Consider the following 14689-nt stretch of genomic DNA (forward strand, 5'->3'; position numbering starts at 1 on the left):
CAGATCACGACGGTGCGCGTCCGGGCTCCTCGCGCCCGCGGAGGGCGCGCAGGCGCACGGCCAGCGCGGCGCCCGCGAGCACGGAGAAGAGCCCGATCTGCCACCAGTCGGAGTCGCTGCCGCCCAGGTGCCGGTCCAGCAGGTGGTTGATCGCGTGGAAGGTGTTGGTGAACACGTAGCCCGCCAGCACCACCGCGATCACGTCGCGCCACCACAGGGCGCACAACATCATCAGGCCGATGCCCATCTGGAAGACACCGGCATCGTGCAGGAAGTGCACGTGGTCGGGCCAGTTCGCCCATGCGGCGAAGCCCGTCGGATCGATCCGCATCCACACGCCGGCGACGAGCATCGTCGCCGCGGCCACGACCACTGTGATCTTGATGAACATCCGTTGCTCTCCTTTCGCTCCGAGCAACGGACGGTCATGACCTCCCGGACGTGACAGGAACGGCTGTGAGCCGTCTCACAGCGGCGCTCAGTCCTTGGCCCGGGTCGGGCGCAGCAGGGCCTCCGCCAGGGCCAGCATGGTCTCCTCCAGCGCGCCCAGGCGCTTGTTCAGGTCTTCGGTCGCGGGCTGGACGATGCCGGACACCGTCCCGGCCAGCTCGTCGCGGTCGGGCCGCGACCTGACCAGGTCGGTGAGCGCGTCGGCGGCGGCGGTCAGGCGCTCGGCCTGCTCGCCGGTGTGGGACTGGATGAGCTCGCCGACCCGCTCGGGGATGGCCAGGGTGGCGGGGAGCTGGCTCATCCGCTGGTTGACGGCCTCGATGCGGTCGTCCACCGACTCCAGGTGCTCGCCGGCCTGCTCGGCGCGGGTGGCCAGGCCGTTCATGTGGGTGTCGAGGCCGTTGAAGCGGGTGTCGATGGCGTCGAAGCGGCCGGTCATGTGCTCCTCGGCCTCGACCAGCCGCTCGTCGATGGCGTCGATCTGGTTGTCGAGCTTGTTGAAGCGGCCCTCGCTGCGGGTGGCGCTCTCGCTGACGTGCTGGCCGGTGGCGACCAGGCGCTCGTCCAGCGAGGCGAAGCGGGCGTCGACGCGTACGTCGAGGGCGTCGAAGCGGTCGTCGTGGCGGCCCAGGTGACCGTCGAGCGTGCCGAGCCGCTTGTCGACCGCGCCGAGCTGGCCGTCCATGGACAGGATCCGCTTGTCGACGCCGCTCATCCGGCCGTCGATGCCGTCGAGCCGGGTGTCGATGTCGGCCAGGCACTCGTCGGCGGACTCCAGCCGGCTGTCGAACCCGGTGAGCCTGGTGTCGAGGCCCATGAGCTTGCCCTCGGCCCGGTCGAGCCGGGCGTCCACGCCGCTGAGCCGGGCCGTCAGGCGCTGCTCGCTCTCCCCGAGCTGCACCGCGAGGTGCTGGTCGGTCTCGTCGAGCCTGGTGGTGAGCCGCTGCTCGACACCGGACAGGCGGCCGGTGAGCTGCTCGTCGGCCTCCTTGAGCCGGCTCACCAGGCGCTCGTCGGCCTCCAGGAGGGCCGTGGCCAGCCGCTGGTCGGTCTCGTCGAGGCGGACGGTCAGCCGCTGGTCCGCGTCGTCCAGGCGGGCTGTCAGGCGCTTGTCGGTCTCGTCCAGCCGGACGGTGAAGCGCTGCTCGGCGGCGTCCACCTTGCTCGCCAGCTGCTCGGCCGTGCCCGCCAGGCGCTCACCGACGCCGTCCGACATGTCGTTGACCACGGCCTCGACCCGGTCGGTACGGTCGGCCAGCTCGGCCATCGACTTGTCGAGCCGGGTGAAGCGGCTGGCGGCGGCCTCCATGCTGGAGTTGAGGCCGGCCAGCGTGGCCGCGAAGTCGGACATGCCCTTGGTGATGCCGTCAGTGGTGTCGAGCACCGACTGCAGCCGGCTCAGCGCCTCGTCCACGCTCTCGCCCACGGTCCCCAAGTCGGCCCACAGGCTCGGCAGCTCGGCGACCGGGGTCACGCGGGCGTCGACGTGGCCCACCTTCTCGCCCACGGCGTCCACGTGGTCGCGCACGGCCTCCACGTGCTGCGCAAGGCCCTCCGCCCACATCGGCGGCTTGGCGGAGATCTCCTCGAGCCGCCCGCTCACCGACTCAAGAGTGCCGCTGAGGCCCCCCAGCTCGCGCTCTCGCACCTCCCGCAGGAGCCACTCCATGCCTTCGAGCCGCTGGCGGATCTCGTCGAGCACGGCGCCCTGGGTGCGCTGCTCGTACACGTGGTCCTGGGCGGCGCGCGCGAGGAGGTCCCGCATCCTCTTGGGGACGGCGTCGTAAGCGCCCGTTTGAAGAAGGGTGGTGTGGTTGGAATGGTCCACCGAAAGCTCCTTCGCTCGCCGACGGTCTGCCGCGCAGCGGTGGGGTAAGGTCCGGTTCATTTCTGAAAGAGCGAGAACGCGGTCAACCGCATTAGGGGGGAGAACTCCCGCCCGCCCACCTTAGCCTTTCGATCAAGGTCCGTCAGTGGCGAAGGAAAAGATCGCGGTTAACGCGCGGATGACCGGATTTGGGGGTTCAGCCAGGTGAGAGGGCCTTGCAGATGAGAACCGATGGTTTGTCGATAATCCTGGTCAGGATGATGACCGCCGAGTTGTCGCCCTTGAGCCGCAGGTCGGCGCGGAGGCGTTCGATGTCGATGGCGGAGCCGCGCTTTTTGATGGTGACATTGCCGATTTGTCGGTCACGGAGTGCGGCGCGAAGTCTTTTCAGGGAGAAAGGAAGAATGTCCTCTATTTCGTATCTTGTGGCCCACGGGGAGTCCACCGGGTCGTCGGCCGTGATGTAGGCGATCATCGGGTCGAGCAGCCTGCCGCCGACGAGCTCGGCCACCTCGCCGACGAGGTGGGCGCGGATGGCGGCGCCGTCGGGCTCGTAGACGTAGCGGCCGGCGGGGCCGACCGGGGCCTGGACTCCGGCGGCGGTCAAGGTGTGGCCGCCCGGCAGCAGGGTGGCCCGCCGGCCTCCGCCCTGGCCGGTCCAGAGGGTGGCCTCCTTGACCTCGCCCTTGTAGGAGATCCACTCGGCCTCGGCGCCCTCGGGGATGAACTCGTACGGGATGCCGGGGGCCACCTTGAGGCACGCCAGGGCGGCCCGGGAGATCAGGTCGAGCACCACGGGCCAGGGCGGGGAGTAGGCCATGGGGTCGAACGTGCGGCCCCTGCCCGTACGCCGGGCCGGATCGGCGAACAGCACGTCGTAGTCCTCGGGCCGCACCCCGGCCGCGTCCGCGACCGTCACCGTCACCCGCTCGCCCACGCCGAACGCCTCCGCGTTGGCCCTGGCCACGGCGACGGTCAGCGGGTCGGTGTCCACGGCGGTCACGGTGCAGCCGGCGCGGGCCAGCGCGAGGAGGTCGCCGCCGACGCCGCAGCAGGCGTCCAGGACGTGCGGCGCGCCCGCGGGGCGAAGGGCGAGCAGGCGGCGGGCGCGGTGCTCGGCGACCTCCGCCCGGGTGGACTGCTCCAGGCCGTGTGACGTGAAATACATTTTGCCGGCGTCTTGCCCGAACTTTGCCCTGGCCCGCTGCCTGAGCCCGGCCTGGGTGAGGGCGGCGGAGGTGAGCCCGGCGTCGTACGTCCTGCGCAGGGTGGTCGCGGCGGCGACCGGATCGGCGCCCACCAGCTCTCCGGCCTCCACGAGCGCCCGCCGGCCGCGCGGGGTGAGCAACTCGGCGAAGGCGTCCAGGTCCACGTCACCTGACGTTAGCGGCACCGGACACGTACCCGTCACGCAGGGGACGCGCGGGAGCTCTACCGTCTGATTACGGTCTGATCGCTCTCAGCAGACGCGTTCGTGTTGACTGTCAAGCCCCTCTTGCATATGTTTCCTGTTGGCACTCTCCCCTTGAGAGTGCCAACGTGCGACGAGGCAGGTCTGACACCCGCGACGGCAGGCCCAGCTGGTCGCCTCTTCTAGATCATTCAAATCTGAAGGGGAGGTCCGATCGTGACGACCGCCACCAAGGTTCCCGTTAAGCCGCTCGGCGACCGCATTGTGGTTCAGCCGCTTGAGGCCGAGCAGACCACCGCTTCCGGCCTGGTCATCCCTGACACCGCCAAGGAGAAGCCGCAGGAGGGCAAGGTTCTTGCGGTGGGCCCGGGCAACTGGGACGAGGACGGCGACAAGCGGATTCCGCTCGACGTCTCTGAGGGCGACATCGTCCTCTACAGCAAGTACGGCGGCACCGAGGTCAAGTACGGCGGCGAGGAGTACCTCGTGCTCTCCGCCCGCGATGTTCTCGCGATCATCGAGAAGTAGGCCGGATGTGTCGAGCCCCGGGCGCTCTTGAGGGCGGCCGGGGCTTTCGACGCTAGGAGAGGACATTCAGCAATGGCGAAGATCCTGGAGTTCGACGAGGACGCCCGCCGCGCGCTCGAGCGTGGCGTGAACGCCCTCGCGGACGCCGTGAAGGTAACCCTCGGCCCGCGTGGCCGCAACGTCGTCATCGACAAGAAGTTCGGTGCGCCGACGATCACGAACGACGGTGTGACCATCGCTCGTGAGATCGAGCTGGAGGAGCGCTACGAGAACCTCGGCGCCCAGCTCGCCAAGGAAGTTGCCACCAAGACCAACGACATCGCGGGCGACGGCACCACCACCGCGACCGTCCTGGCCCAGGCCATGGTCCGCGAGGGCCTGCGCAACGTGGCGGCCGGCGCCTCGCCGCTGTCGCTCAAGCGCGGCATCGACAAGGCGGCCAGGACGATCAGCGACAAGCTGCTCGCCAGCGCCCGGCCGGTCGAGGACAAGAAGGAGATCGCCAATGTCGCGACGATCTCCGCTCAGGACGCGCAGATCGGCGACCTGATCGCCGAGGCGTTCGACAAGGTGGGCAAGGACGGTGTCCTCACCGTCGAAGAGTCCAACGCCATGGGCATGGAGCTCGAGTTCACCGAGGGCATGCAGTTCGACAAGGGCTACCTGTCGGCCTACATGGTGACCGACCCCGAGCGGATGGAGTCCGTCCTCGAGGACGCCTACATCCTGCTCACCCAGGGCAAGATCTCCTCCATCGCGGACTTCCTGCCGCTGCTGGAGAAGATCGCCCAGACGAAGAAGCCGCTCCTCGTGGTCGCCGAGGACGTCGAGGGCGAGGCCCTGGCCGTCCTGGTCACCAACAAGATCCGCGGCACCTTCACCTCCGTGGCCGTCAAGGCCCCGGGCTTCGGTGACCGCCGCAAGGCGATGCTGCAGGACATGGCCATCCTCACCGGCGGCCAGGTCGTCAGCGAGGAGGTCGGCCTCAAGCTGGAGCACGTCGGTCTCGAGGTGCTCGGCACGGCCCGCCGCGTCGTCGTCACCAAGGACGCCACGACCATCGTCGACGGCGCCGGTGACGCGCAGGCCATCGAGGACCGCGTCAAGGAGATCAAGCTCGCCATCGAGCAGTCCGACTCCGACTGGGACCGCGAGAAGCTGCAGGAGCGCCTGGCCAAGCTCGCCGGCGGTGTGTGCGTGCTGCGTGTCGGCGCCGCCACCGAGGTGGAGCTGAAGGAGAAGAAGCACCGCCTCGAGGACGCGATCTCCGCGACGCGCGCCGCGATCGAGGAGGGCATCGTCTCCGGCGGTGGCTCCGCGCTCATCCACGTCTCCAAGGAGCTCGACGACCTCGGCCTGACGGGCGACGAGGCCACCGGTGTCGGCGTCGTGCGCCGCGCGCTGGTGGAGCCGGCCCGCTGGATCGCCGAGAACGCCGGTCTCGAGGGCTACGTGGTGACGCACAAGGTCGCCGAGCTGGAGGCGGGTCACGGCCTCAACGCCGCGACCGGCGAATACGGCAACCTGCTCGACCAGGGCGTCATCGACCCGGTGAAGGTCACGCGGTCGGCCGTGCAGAACGCGGCTTCGATCGCGGGCATGCTGCTCACCACCGAGGTGCTCGTGGTGGACAAGCCCGAGGAGGAGGCCCCGGCCGGCGGCCAGGGTCACGGTCACGGCCACGGCCACTGACCGGTTCTTCCGTACGCGTTCCGGGGGCCGTGAGGGGCCGTACGCTGGTCGCGGGCTCGATGTGGGGAGGCGGGGCGGGATGCGGTACGCGCGGGCGGTGGAGCGGCTGCGGATGCTCGCCGAGGAGTGCGAGCGGACCAGGCGCGTCCCGGCGGACGAGCCGTTCCTGCGGGCGGCGTACGTGTTCGGCGACCTGCTCGACGGGGCCGATCCCATCGACGCCGTCGAGGTCGTCCTCGTGCTGAACCTGCCGCCCGAGGAGGTGGCCTGGGAGACCCAGCCGCCCGGCACGGCCTGGCTGGTGGACTTCCTGCGCCTGGACAAGGGCGGGATCGCCTACTGGTGGCGGTCCCATCGGGATCCGGTGGCCAACCATCGCATCCGGGAGCCCGTACGGTTCTGGTCGCTCGAAGGGGTCGAGAAGGGGGTGCTCGAGGCGCTGCGGGAGCGGCGGTTCGAGTCGGTACGCGGCGCCGCCGGTGGTGGCGAGGGGCGGGTGGCCGAGGTCGAGGGGGAGCTGGGGACCGCTCTGGAGCACCTGCGGGCCGTGCACGAGGCGTACTGGGACCGGCGGTGGCGGCGGGAGCACCGGGGGCTGGGGCGGTATCCGGAGCATCATCTGTGGGAGGCGGTCCGGGGGTACCTGGATCTGCTCGACGCGCGTGACGAATCCGAGTGATCGCGCCGGTGGGTCTGCCGTCTGATGGTCGCTGCGGTGCCTACCTTGTTGCGATGGGTTCGCATTTGTACCCGGGGAGGTTGTGGGCGGGATGGGGGGAAGTGTGGGAAAAGGTGGATTATTGGAGTAAACCGGGTGCGGGCCATAAGCGTCGGCGGTCTGACAAATATCGTGCATTCCGGGTTATCAAGTGAAACATTATGTCAATATTAAGGCTTAGTGTGGTCGGTTGATTACTGCTGGTTATCGTCGCTTCAATGTGACCAATCCGTAGCCGTTCGCTATGACGACAGGCAGGATCAGTGCGGGCATCATGCCTATCGTGAGCGAGGGAAGCGTCGCCGACGCCAAAATTGGGGTAAGGCTCGCGTCGAGACTTCCGGCACGGACGGATGACTCCGACCTTAGGGAACTGACGAGCCTCGCCGTGCAGGGAGATCGCAGTGCGATCGAATCTCTGCTCGGGGAGTTGCGTCCGATGGTGGTGCGGTATTGCCGCGCCAGGCTGGGCAGGGTTTCAGGGCAATATCACATTGCCGATGACGTAGCCCAGGAGGTGTGCATCGCGGTGTTGTCCGCGTTGCCGCGATACCGGGACATGGGGCGGCCATTCGCGTCCTTCGTGTTCGGGATCGCCTCGCACAAGGTGGCCGACGCGCTGCGCAGTTCGGTGCGCTCGGCCGTACCCACTCAGGATCTGCCCGACGGGCCCGACGACGGGCCGGGGCCAGAGGAGACGGTGGTCAGGTACATCGAGGTGGAGCACGCCCGGCGGTTGCTGGCCAGGCTGCCCGACAACCAGCGCGAGTTGCTGCTGATGCGGGTGGTGTCGGGGTTGTCCGCCGAGGAGACCGGTAATGTACTCGGTATGTCACCGGGTGCGGTTCGCGTCGCCCAGCATCGGGCGCTGGCGAGGTTGCGGCAGATGGCCGAGCTGGAGTCGGCTTGACGCCAGAGGAGGAGACCGACGCGCTGCTCGACGCGCTCGGTCGTGGAGAGACGCCTGGATCAGGCGATGTGGCGGCGCGGCTGCTGGCCGCGCTGCGGAAGGATGTCGGTCAGCGGCGCTCCTCCGTGTCGATGACGCCGTCGACATAGCCTCTGGCGTAGTCCCAGCTGACGTAGTCGGCGGGGTCAGGGTGAAAGGCCGGCTCGTGGACCTGCGGCTGGCCTTTCTCGATCATCTGTTTCAGGTTGCCGCGCAGCAGCTCCCAGTCGAAGAAGTGCTGCTCGCCGCATTCCGGGCAGTCGAGTACGAGCCCCAGCACCCCCTGCGGTTCGAGCAGGGAGCGGAAGACCTCGACGTCGGCGAGGTCGGTGATGGCCTCGTCGCGTTCGGCTGCCGTGAGCGGCTCGGCGTCGTCGAGGGCGCCCATCGCCGAGGAAGGGTCGTTAGGGTCGTCCGCGAACGGATCGCGGGGGACGTCTTCCAGCACCTTCCCACCATATGACCGAAGCGGCCCCAGCGGTGGGGATTACCTCAGCCATCCCCGTCTGGCAGCCTCCACACCTGCGTGAAAGCGGGATTGAGCGCCCAACTCGGTCATGGCGTCGGCGAACCTCCCCCGCACCGTGCGTACCGACAGCCCGAGCTGGCGGGCGATCGAGTCGTCGCACATGCCCTGCGCGGCCAGGCGCAGCACCTGGACCATGCCGTCGCGCCTGCTGCCCCACGGAAGGGGCATGGCCCGGGCCCACAACTCCTCGAAGAGCGAGCGCAGCACGCCCACCACGACGGAGGTGCGGACGAGGTAGAAGTTGTAGGCGTGGTCGGGCAGGTTGCCGCCCCAGTGCGCGGGCATGCCCGCCACCTCCGCGCCGGCGGTCAGGAACCAGCTCGGCACCCGGTCCAGCGTGCGCACCTTGCCGCCCGATTCGATGAGGCGGGTGAGCTGTTCGCGAACGCCGGGGACCGTGAGTGTGGAGACCGGAATGATCGTATGAACGGTGAGAAGGTTTCGTTTTTGCGCGTCAATCCAAGGATCCGCAAATTTCCGTGCAAAGTCTGTCATGGTGCGTTCGTCGGGAACCGCCGTGAGTAATGGCATCGGCGGCGTCTGGCACTGAACGGCGATGCCTACCACGCTCTCGTACAGGATGTCCGCCCCGCTCACCATCTCGACCGTGAAAGGGCCGCTGCGGTAGTCGCGGCCGGCGTCGTAGTCGCGGATCAGGCTGCGGATCGAGCCGAGCGCCGAGTCGATCATCCGGCTCTCCTCGGCCAGCCGGTCGAGGCGCTCGGCGATCACCCGGCCGAGAGCCGCCGCGGGGTGTCTGGCCAGGTACTGGCCGCTCTGTTCGTCGATCACCCCCAGCTTCACGAGGTCGTCGAGCTGGCGGCCGACCTTCTCCACGGTGCCGTCCATGGCCTGCGCCAGATCGGTCCTGGTCGCCTTGTGCAGGCGGAGCACCGCGGAGTAGAGCGCCGTCTGGGCCGGGTCGAGGCCCAGGGTCTCGAAGGGATCAGACATGATTCGCGGCTCATTGCGCATTATGGGCGGCTCCGTTGGGGGGACACGGGCGTGCCGCGAGAATAACCCCGCATCCGGCCTCTGTCCGCTCGTTCCGCCGACTCGGCCGCCGCGCCGTGCAACTTCGTGCAATTGCACGTTTTCACATTGCGTTGTTCCGTTGAGTAACGCAGGCTTTACCTAGCGTCGGCATCCACACAAGGCGCGGCGGTCACGGCCATCAGGACGCGGAGGGGGGTTCGGTGGTGCGGTGCACTGCCATCGCCCGGATGCCGGTGGCCGGGGGATGGGACGGATCACCGACCGTCCCATCCCCCGGCACTTTTTGATGCCGGAAGTACGACGGACCGCAGGCGCGGGGAACCGCTGGCTGTGGTGGGTCGCTGGACGCGATCGCCCGTAGGCGCAGAACTGCTGCCTGCGGGGGATCGCTGGACGCGATCCCCCGTAGGCGCAGAACTGCTGCCTGCGGGGGATCGCTGAACGCGACCCCCCGTAGGCGCAGAACTGCTGCCTGCGGGGGGTCGCTGAACGCGACCCCCCGTGGGGGTCATCGTGCTTTCGGCATCGGTGCTTTCCGGGCGTCGTGTGCCCGGTGCCGATGTGTTTTGGAGGCAGGCCCTAGACTTAGCTGAATCAGCGCAACGGCAGGAGGGGGCCGCAGCATGTCCAAGTTCACCGAGATGGGTTTGACCTTCGACGACGTGCTGTTGGTGCCCGGATACTCAGATCTCCAACCAGGCGAGGCCGACACCCGATCTCGCCTGTCCAAGGACATCACGCTGTCCATCCCGCTGGTCTCCGCCGCCATGGACACCGTCACCGAGGCCCGCATGGCGGTCGCCATGGCCCGGCAGGGCGGCATCGGCATCCTGCACCGCAACCTGTCGGTCGAGGAGCAGGCCCAGCAGGCCGATCTGGTCAAGCGGTCCGAGGCCGGCATGGTCACCAACCCCGTGACCTGCAGCCCGGACGACACGCTGGCCGACGTCGAGCGGCTGTGCGCCACGTACCGGATCTCCGGGGTGCCCGTCACGGACATGTCCGGCACTCTCGTCGGGATCGTCACCAACCGCGACATGCGCTTCGAGAACGACCAGTCGCGGCCCGTGCGCGAGGTCATGACCAAGATGCCGCTGGTCACCGCGCCCGTGGGGGTGTCGCGTGACGACGCGTTCGCCCTGCTCAGGAAGAACAAGATCGAGAAACTGCCGCTCGTGGACGCCGAGGGCAGGCTGCGCGGCCTGATCACGGTCAAGGACTTCACCAAGAGCGAGCAGTACCCCCTGTCCACCAAGGACGCCGACGGCCGGCTCATCGTCGGGGCGGCCGTGGGCGTCGGCGGCGACGCCGAGCTGCGCGCCAAGGCGCTGATCGAGGCCGGGGTGGACGTGGTGGTCGTGGACGTGGCCCACGGTCACTCCAAGGGGCTGGCCGAGATGATCGCCAAGATCAAGGCCAACAGCAAGGTCCAGGTCATCGGCGGCAACATCGCGACCAGGGCCGGCGCCCAGATGCTGGTCGACGCCGGGGCCGACGCGGTCAAGGTGGGTGTGGGCCCGGGCTCCATCTGCACCACCCGGGTGGTGGCCGGGGTCGGCGCGCCGCAGGTCACGGCCATCTACGAGGCGTCCAAGGCGTGCGCGCCGGCCGGCGTGCCGGTGATCGGCGACGGCGGGCTGCAATACTCCGGCGACATCGTCAAGGCGATCGCCGCCGGGGCCGACACGGTCATGCTGGGCTCGCTGCTCGCCGGGTGCGAGGAGTCGCCCGGTGAGCTGATCTTCATCAACGGCAAGCAGTTCAAGTCGTACCGGGGCATGGGCTCGCTCGGCGCCGTACGCAACCGCGAGCGCGGCGGCACCTCCTTCAGCAAGGACCGCTACGCGCAGGCCGAGGTCGGCGGCGAGGACAAGTACATCCCCGAGGGCATCGAGGGCCAGGTCCCCTACCGCGGCCCGGTCGCCGCCGTCGCCCACCAGCTCATCGGCGGGCTGCGCCAGGGCATGTGGTACGCCGGCTGCCGCACGATCGGCCAGATGCACACCGACTGCGAGCTGATGCCGATCACGGCGGCGGGCCTCAAGGAGAGCCATCCCCACGACATCCAGATGACCGTGGAAGCTCCGAACTATCACAGAAGGTAAGTTCATGACTCAGCAGGTGGAGATCGGCCGGGGGAAGACCGGGCGGCGGGCGTACGCGCTTGACGAGATCGGCCTGGTGCCCTCGCGGCGCACCCGTGACCCGGAGGAAGTCTCGATCTCCTGGCAGATCGACGCCTACCGGTTCGAGCTGCCCGTGGTCGTCGCTCCCATGGACAGCGTGGTCTCGCCGGCCACCGCCATCGAGATCGGCCGGCTCGGCGGTCTGGCGCCGCTCGACCTCGAAGGGCTGTGGACGAGGTACGAGGACCCGCTGCCGCTGCTGGAGGAGTGCGCCTCCCTCGACCAGGAGGCGGCCACCAAGCGGCTCCAGGAGATCTACGCGGCGCCGATCAAGGAAGACCTGATCGGCCGCCGGATCGAGGAGATCCGCGGCTCCGGGGTGACCACCGCCGTGCGCCTGTCGCCGCAGCGTACGGTCCAATACCACAAGGCCGTGATCGACGCCGGCGTCGACATCTTCGTCATCCGCGGCACGACCGTCTCGGCCGAGCACGTGTCGGGGCGGGCCGAGCCGCTCAACCTCAAGCAGTTCATCTACGAGCTCGACGTGCCGGTCATCGTGGGCGGCTGCGCCACGTACACCGCGGCCCTGCACCTGATGCGCACCGGCGCGGCCGGCGTGCTGGTGGGCTTCGGCGGGGGCGCCTCGCACACGACGCGTACCGTGCTGGGCGTGGCCGTGCCGATGGCCACCGCGATCTCGGACGTGGCGGCGGCGCGGCGCGACTACATGGACGAGTCGGGCGGCCGCTACGTGCACGTGATCGCCGACGGCGGCATGGGCACCTCCGGTGACATCGCCAAGGCCATCGCGTGCGGGGCCGACGCCGTGATGGTGGGCTCGCCGCTGGCCCGCGCGGCCGAGGCGCCCGGGCACGGGTTCCACTGGGGGTCGGAGGCGCACCACCCCGACCTGCCGCGCGGGCGGCGGGTCGCGTTCGGGACCGTGGGGACGCTGGAGCAGATCCTGCACGGGCCGTCGAGCGTGGCGGACGGGTCGATGAACCTCATGGGGGCGCTGAAGCGGACCATGGCGTCGACCGGCTACTCCGACATCAAGGAGTTCCAGCGCGTCGAGGTCGTCGTCGCGCCGACCCAGCGCTGACCGGCCAAGCCGATCCTGGTTCGGGCCGCTCCCATGCGATTGGGAGCGGCCTTTTACGTAGGGTTCCTGGCATGGAATCCCTTGAGGAGAGGATCGCGCGGCTTGAGCAGCAGGTCGCGTACCTCCAGCGTCACCTCGGCATCGATCCCGCCTTCATCGACTCTGTCCCCGGCGGGCCGGAGCTGCCGCCGCAGTTCTACCAGGAGTTGCGGAACGGGAAGATGATCAAGGCGATCAAGATCTACCGCGAGGTCACCGGGGCATCGCTGCTCAACGCCAAGAACGCCGTGGAGGCCATGGCCCGGCAGATGTGAGCCTGTCGATCCGGGTGCCCGGCGTTCGTGTAGGAGGTGAGCGGCGGGCACTACGGTAAGGCGGTATGCCGGATGTCGAGCAGGTGTTCCGTGAGGAGTACGGCAGGGCGGTCGCCGTGCTCGTACGCGTCTTCGGCGACATCGACCTGGCCGAGGAGGCGGTGCAGGAGGCGTTCGCCGTGGCGGTGCGCCAGTGGCCGGAGGCCGGGGTGCCGCCGAGCCCGGCCGGCTGGATCATCACCACCGCACGCAACCGGGCCATCGACCGGCTGCGCAGGGAGTCGGCCCGCCCGGACAAGCACGCTCAGGCCGCGCTCCTGCAGGCGCCCGGCGAGCCGCCGCTGGAGGGGCCCGTGCGCGACGACCGGCTGCGGCTGATCTTCACCTGCTGCCACCCGGCGCTGGCCGTGCACGCGCAGGTGGCCCTCACGCTGCGGTTGCTGGGCGGGCTCACGACCGCCGAGATCGCTCGCGCGTTCCTCGTGCCCGAACCGACCATGGCCCAGCGGCTGGTCAGGGCGAAGAACAAGATCCGGGACGCGCGCATCCCGTACCGGGTGCCGGGCGACGCCGATCTGCCCGACCGGTTGCGGTCGGTGCTGGCGGTGGTCTACCTGATCTTCAACGAGGGGTACACGGCCAGTTCCGGCGATCGGCTCGTGCGCGAGGAGCTGTGCGCCGAGGCCGTCCGGCTCGGGCGGCTGCTGGCCGAGCTGATGCCGGACGAGCCCGAGGTGCTGGGGCTGCTGGCGCTGATGCTGCTCATCGAGTCGCGCCGGCCGGCGCGTACGGGGGCGGACGGGGAGCTGGTGCCCCTGGCCGAGCAGGACCGGGGGTTGTGGGACCGGGGGCTCGTCGAGGAGGGGCAGGCCATCGTCCGGGCGTGCCTGCGCCGCGACGAGCCGGGGCCGTGCCAGGTGCAGGCCGCGATCAACGCCGTGCACAGCGACGCGGCGCGGGCGGGGGACACCGACTGGGGGCAGATCCTGCGGCTGTACGACCTGCTGCTGACCTTCACGCCCACCGCGGTGGTGGCGCTGCACCGGGCGGTGGCCCTGGCCGAGGTCGAGGGGCCGGCGGCGGCGTTGCGGGTGGTCGACGGGCTCGAGGTGGACTATTACCTGTTGCATGCCGTGCGGGCGGACCTGCTGCGGCGGCTGGGGCGCGAGGGGGAGGCCGTGGCGGCGTACGAGGCGGCCATCGCGCGGTCCGGCAACGAGGTGGAGCGGGAGTTCCTGCGGAGGAGGATGTGATGGCGGGCGGCCGGGTTTGCGTGGTTACGGGGGCCAATCGGGGGATCGGGCGCGAGGTGGCGAGGCAGCTCGCGCTGGCCGGTGACCTCGTGGTGCTGACGGCCAGGGATCTGGGCAAGGCGGAGAAGGCAGCCAGTGAGCTGGGCGAGTCCGTGGGGGCGTGGCAGCTCGACGTGTCCGACCCGGGGTCCGTGGAGAGGTTCGCCGGGGAGGTCGGGGAGGCGCACGGCCGGGTGGACGTGCTGGTCAACAATGCCGCCATTCACTACGACACCTGGCAGCGGGCCACCGACGCGGATCTGACGGTGGTCCAGGAGGCGCTGGAGACGAACCTGCTGGGCGCGTGGCGGGTGACGCTCGCCCTGCTCCCGCTGCTGCGGGCCTCCGACCACGCGCGGGTGGTGAACGTCTCCAGCGAGGTGGGGTCGCTGGCCTCGATGGGGGCGGGGACCCCGGCGTACGCGGTGTCGAAGGCCGGGCTGAACGCGCTGACCAGGATCCTGGCGGCCGAGCTGCACCGGGAGGGCGTCCTGGTCAACTCGGTCTGCCCGGGGTGGGTGGCGACCGACATGGGCGGGGCCGGCGGGCGGCCGGTGGCCGAGGGGGCGAGGAGCGTGTTGTGGGCCGCCGACCTGCCTGATGACGGGCCTACCGGGGGGTTCTTCCAGGACGGGGCGCCCTTGCCCTGGTGACGCGCCGACCCGGCGGATGCGTGACGTGTCGGCCCGCGTGGGCGCGTGACGTGTCGGCCTAGGTGGGTGCGCGGTGGCCGGGCTCGGCGATCCCGTTC

General features: G+C 69.6%; 14 protein-coding genes. 9 read left to right on the forward strand and 5 right to left on the reverse strand.

Annotation, left to right across the window (positions count from 1 at the left end):
* Positions 1 to 4: 4 nt before the first annotated feature.
* The 3 genes from ACBJ59_RS47350 to ACBJ59_RS47360 form a co-directional block, all read right to left on the reverse strand.
* Positions 5 to 391: a hypothetical protein gene (locus tag ACBJ59_RS47350; RefSeq protein ID WP_375116606.1), complete on the reverse strand. Its 387-nt coding sequence runs from the start codon at positions 389 to 391 to the stop codon at positions 5 to 7.
* Positions 392 to 478: 87 nt separating this feature from the next.
* The gene (locus ACBJ59_RS47355) at positions 479 to 2278 is read right to left on the reverse strand and encodes a hypothetical protein (protein ID WP_375116607.1); all 1800 of its coding nucleotides are present in this window, start codon (positions 2276 to 2278) and stop codon (positions 479 to 481) included.
* A gap of 196 nt (positions 2279 to 2474) precedes the next feature.
* Positions 2475 to 3650, reverse strand: coding sequence for a methyltransferase domain-containing protein (locus ACBJ59_RS47360; protein WP_375116608.1), 1176 nt, complete (start codon positions 3648 to 3650; stop codon positions 2475 to 2477).
* A gap of 252 nt (positions 3651 to 3902) precedes the next feature.
* Here ACBJ59_RS47360 and groES point away from each other — a divergent pair, with 252 nt between their 5' ends.
* The 4 genes from groES (at position 3903) to ACBJ59_RS47380 (ending at position 7537) form a co-directional block, all read left to right on the forward strand.
* Positions 3903 to 4217: a co-chaperone GroES gene (gene groES / locus ACBJ59_RS47365; RefSeq protein WP_197093639.1), complete on the forward strand. Its 315-nt coding sequence runs from the start codon at positions 3903 to 3905 to the stop codon at positions 4215 to 4217.
* Between the two features lie 72 nt (positions 4218 to 4289).
* A complete protein-coding gene (gene groL, locus ACBJ59_RS47370; RefSeq protein WP_364112880.1) occupies positions 4290 to 5909 on the forward strand; it encodes a chaperonin GroEL in 1620 nt (539 codons plus the stop codon).
* 79 nt (positions 5910 to 5988) lie between these two features.
* The gene (locus tag ACBJ59_RS47375) at positions 5989 to 6588 is read left to right on the forward strand and encodes a hypothetical protein (RefSeq protein WP_375116609.1); all 600 of its coding nucleotides are present in this window, start codon (positions 5989 to 5991) and stop codon (positions 6586 to 6588) included.
* Between the two features lie 313 nt (positions 6589 to 6901).
* Positions 6902 to 7537, forward strand: coding sequence for a sigma-70 family RNA polymerase sigma factor (locus ACBJ59_RS47380; RefSeq protein WP_364112969.1), 636 nt, complete (start codon positions 6902 to 6904; stop codon positions 7535 to 7537).
* 109 nt (positions 7538 to 7646) lie between these two features.
* On the opposite strand, the gene ACBJ59_RS47385 is transcribed toward ACBJ59_RS47380, so the two are convergent.
* The gene (locus tag ACBJ59_RS47385; RefSeq protein ID WP_080043188.1) at positions 7647 to 8024 is read right to left on the reverse strand and encodes a DUF5319 domain-containing protein; all 378 of its coding nucleotides are present in this window, start codon (positions 8022 to 8024) and stop codon (positions 7647 to 7649) included.
* A 39-nt stretch (positions 8025 to 8063) separates the two neighbouring features.
* Positions 8064 to 9059, reverse strand: a complete 996-nt coding sequence (locus ACBJ59_RS47390) for a LuxR C-terminal-related transcriptional regulator (protein WP_375116610.1) — start codon at positions 9057 to 9059, stop codon at positions 8064 to 8066.
* Between the two features lie 665 nt (positions 9060 to 9724).
* Here ACBJ59_RS47390 and guaB point away from each other — a divergent pair.
* The 5 genes from guaB (at position 9725) to ACBJ59_RS47415 (ending at position 14591) form a co-directional block, all read left to right on the forward strand.
* Positions 9725 to 11206 (forward strand): IMP dehydrogenase, encoded by a 1482-nt coding sequence (guaB, locus tag ACBJ59_RS47395; RefSeq protein ID WP_375116611.1) that lies wholly within the window; start codon positions 9725 to 9727, stop codon positions 11204 to 11206.
* A gap of 4 nt (positions 11207 to 11210) precedes the next feature.
* Positions 11211 to 12332: a GuaB3 family IMP dehydrogenase-related protein gene (locus ACBJ59_RS47400; protein WP_364112871.1), complete on the forward strand. Its 1122-nt coding sequence runs from the start codon at positions 11211 to 11213 to the stop codon at positions 12330 to 12332.
* Between the two features lie 71 nt (positions 12333 to 12403).
* Entirely contained in the window at positions 12404 to 12646 is a 243-nt protein-coding gene (locus tag ACBJ59_RS47405; RefSeq protein WP_375116612.1) for a hypothetical protein, read from the forward strand.
* Positions 12647 to 12711: 65 nt separating this feature from the next.
* The gene (locus tag ACBJ59_RS47410; protein WP_375116613.1) at positions 12712 to 13899 is read left to right on the forward strand and encodes an RNA polymerase sigma factor; all 1188 of its coding nucleotides are present in this window, start codon (positions 12712 to 12714) and stop codon (positions 13897 to 13899) included.
* Positions 13899 to 14591, forward strand: coding sequence for an SDR family oxidoreductase (locus ACBJ59_RS47415; RefSeq protein ID WP_375116614.1), 693 nt, complete (start codon positions 13899 to 13901; stop codon positions 14589 to 14591). Before ACBJ59_RS47410 ends, ACBJ59_RS47415 begins: the two co-directional genes overlap by 1 nt.
* Positions 14592 to 14689: the final 98 nt, after the last annotated feature.

The sequence above is a fragment of the Nonomuraea sp. MTCD27 genome (assembly GCF_041950495.1).
Taxonomy (GTDB): domain Bacteria; phylum Actinomycetota; class Actinomycetes; order Streptosporangiales; family Streptosporangiaceae; genus Nonomuraea.

Bases quoted from the DNA above. Each gene is read 5' to 3' on its own strand.
- ACBJ59_RS47405 (WP_375116612.1), top strand. From the start codon at position 12,404: ATGGAATCCCTTGAGGAGAGGATCGCGCGGCTTGAGCAGCAGGTCGCG.
- guaB (WP_375116611.1), top strand. From the start codon at position 9,725: ATGTCCAAGTTCACCGAGATGGGTTTGACCTTCGACGACGTGCTGTTG.
- ACBJ59_RS47375 (WP_375116609.1), top strand. From the start codon at position 5,989: ATGCGGTACGCGCGGGCGGTGGAGCGGCTGCGGATGCTCGCCGAGGAG.
- ACBJ59_RS47410 (WP_375116613.1), top strand. From the start codon at position 12,712: ATGCCGGATGTCGAGCAGGTGTTCCGTGAGGAGTACGGCAGGGCGGTC.
- ACBJ59_RS47415 (WP_375116614.1), top strand. From the start codon at position 13,899: ATGGCGGGCGGCCGGGTTTGCGTGGTTACGGGGGCCAATCGGGGGATC.
- ACBJ59_RS47390 (WP_375116610.1), bottom strand. From the start codon at position 9,059: ATGTCTGATCCCTTCGAGACCCTGGGCCTCGACCCGGCCCAGACGGCG.
- ACBJ59_RS47350 (WP_375116606.1), bottom strand. From the start codon at position 391: ATGTTCATCAAGATCACAGTGGTCGTGGCCGCGGCGACGATGCTCGTC.
- groL (WP_364112880.1), top strand. From the start codon at position 4,290: ATGGCGAAGATCCTGGAGTTCGACGAGGACGCCCGCCGCGCGCTCGAG.
- ACBJ59_RS47400 (WP_364112871.1), top strand. From the start codon at position 11,211: ATGACTCAGCAGGTGGAGATCGGCCGGGGGAAGACCGGGCGGCGGGCG.
- ACBJ59_RS47380 (WP_364112969.1), top strand. From the start codon at position 6,902: ATGCCTATCGTGAGCGAGGGAAGCGTCGCCGACGCCAAAATTGGGGTA.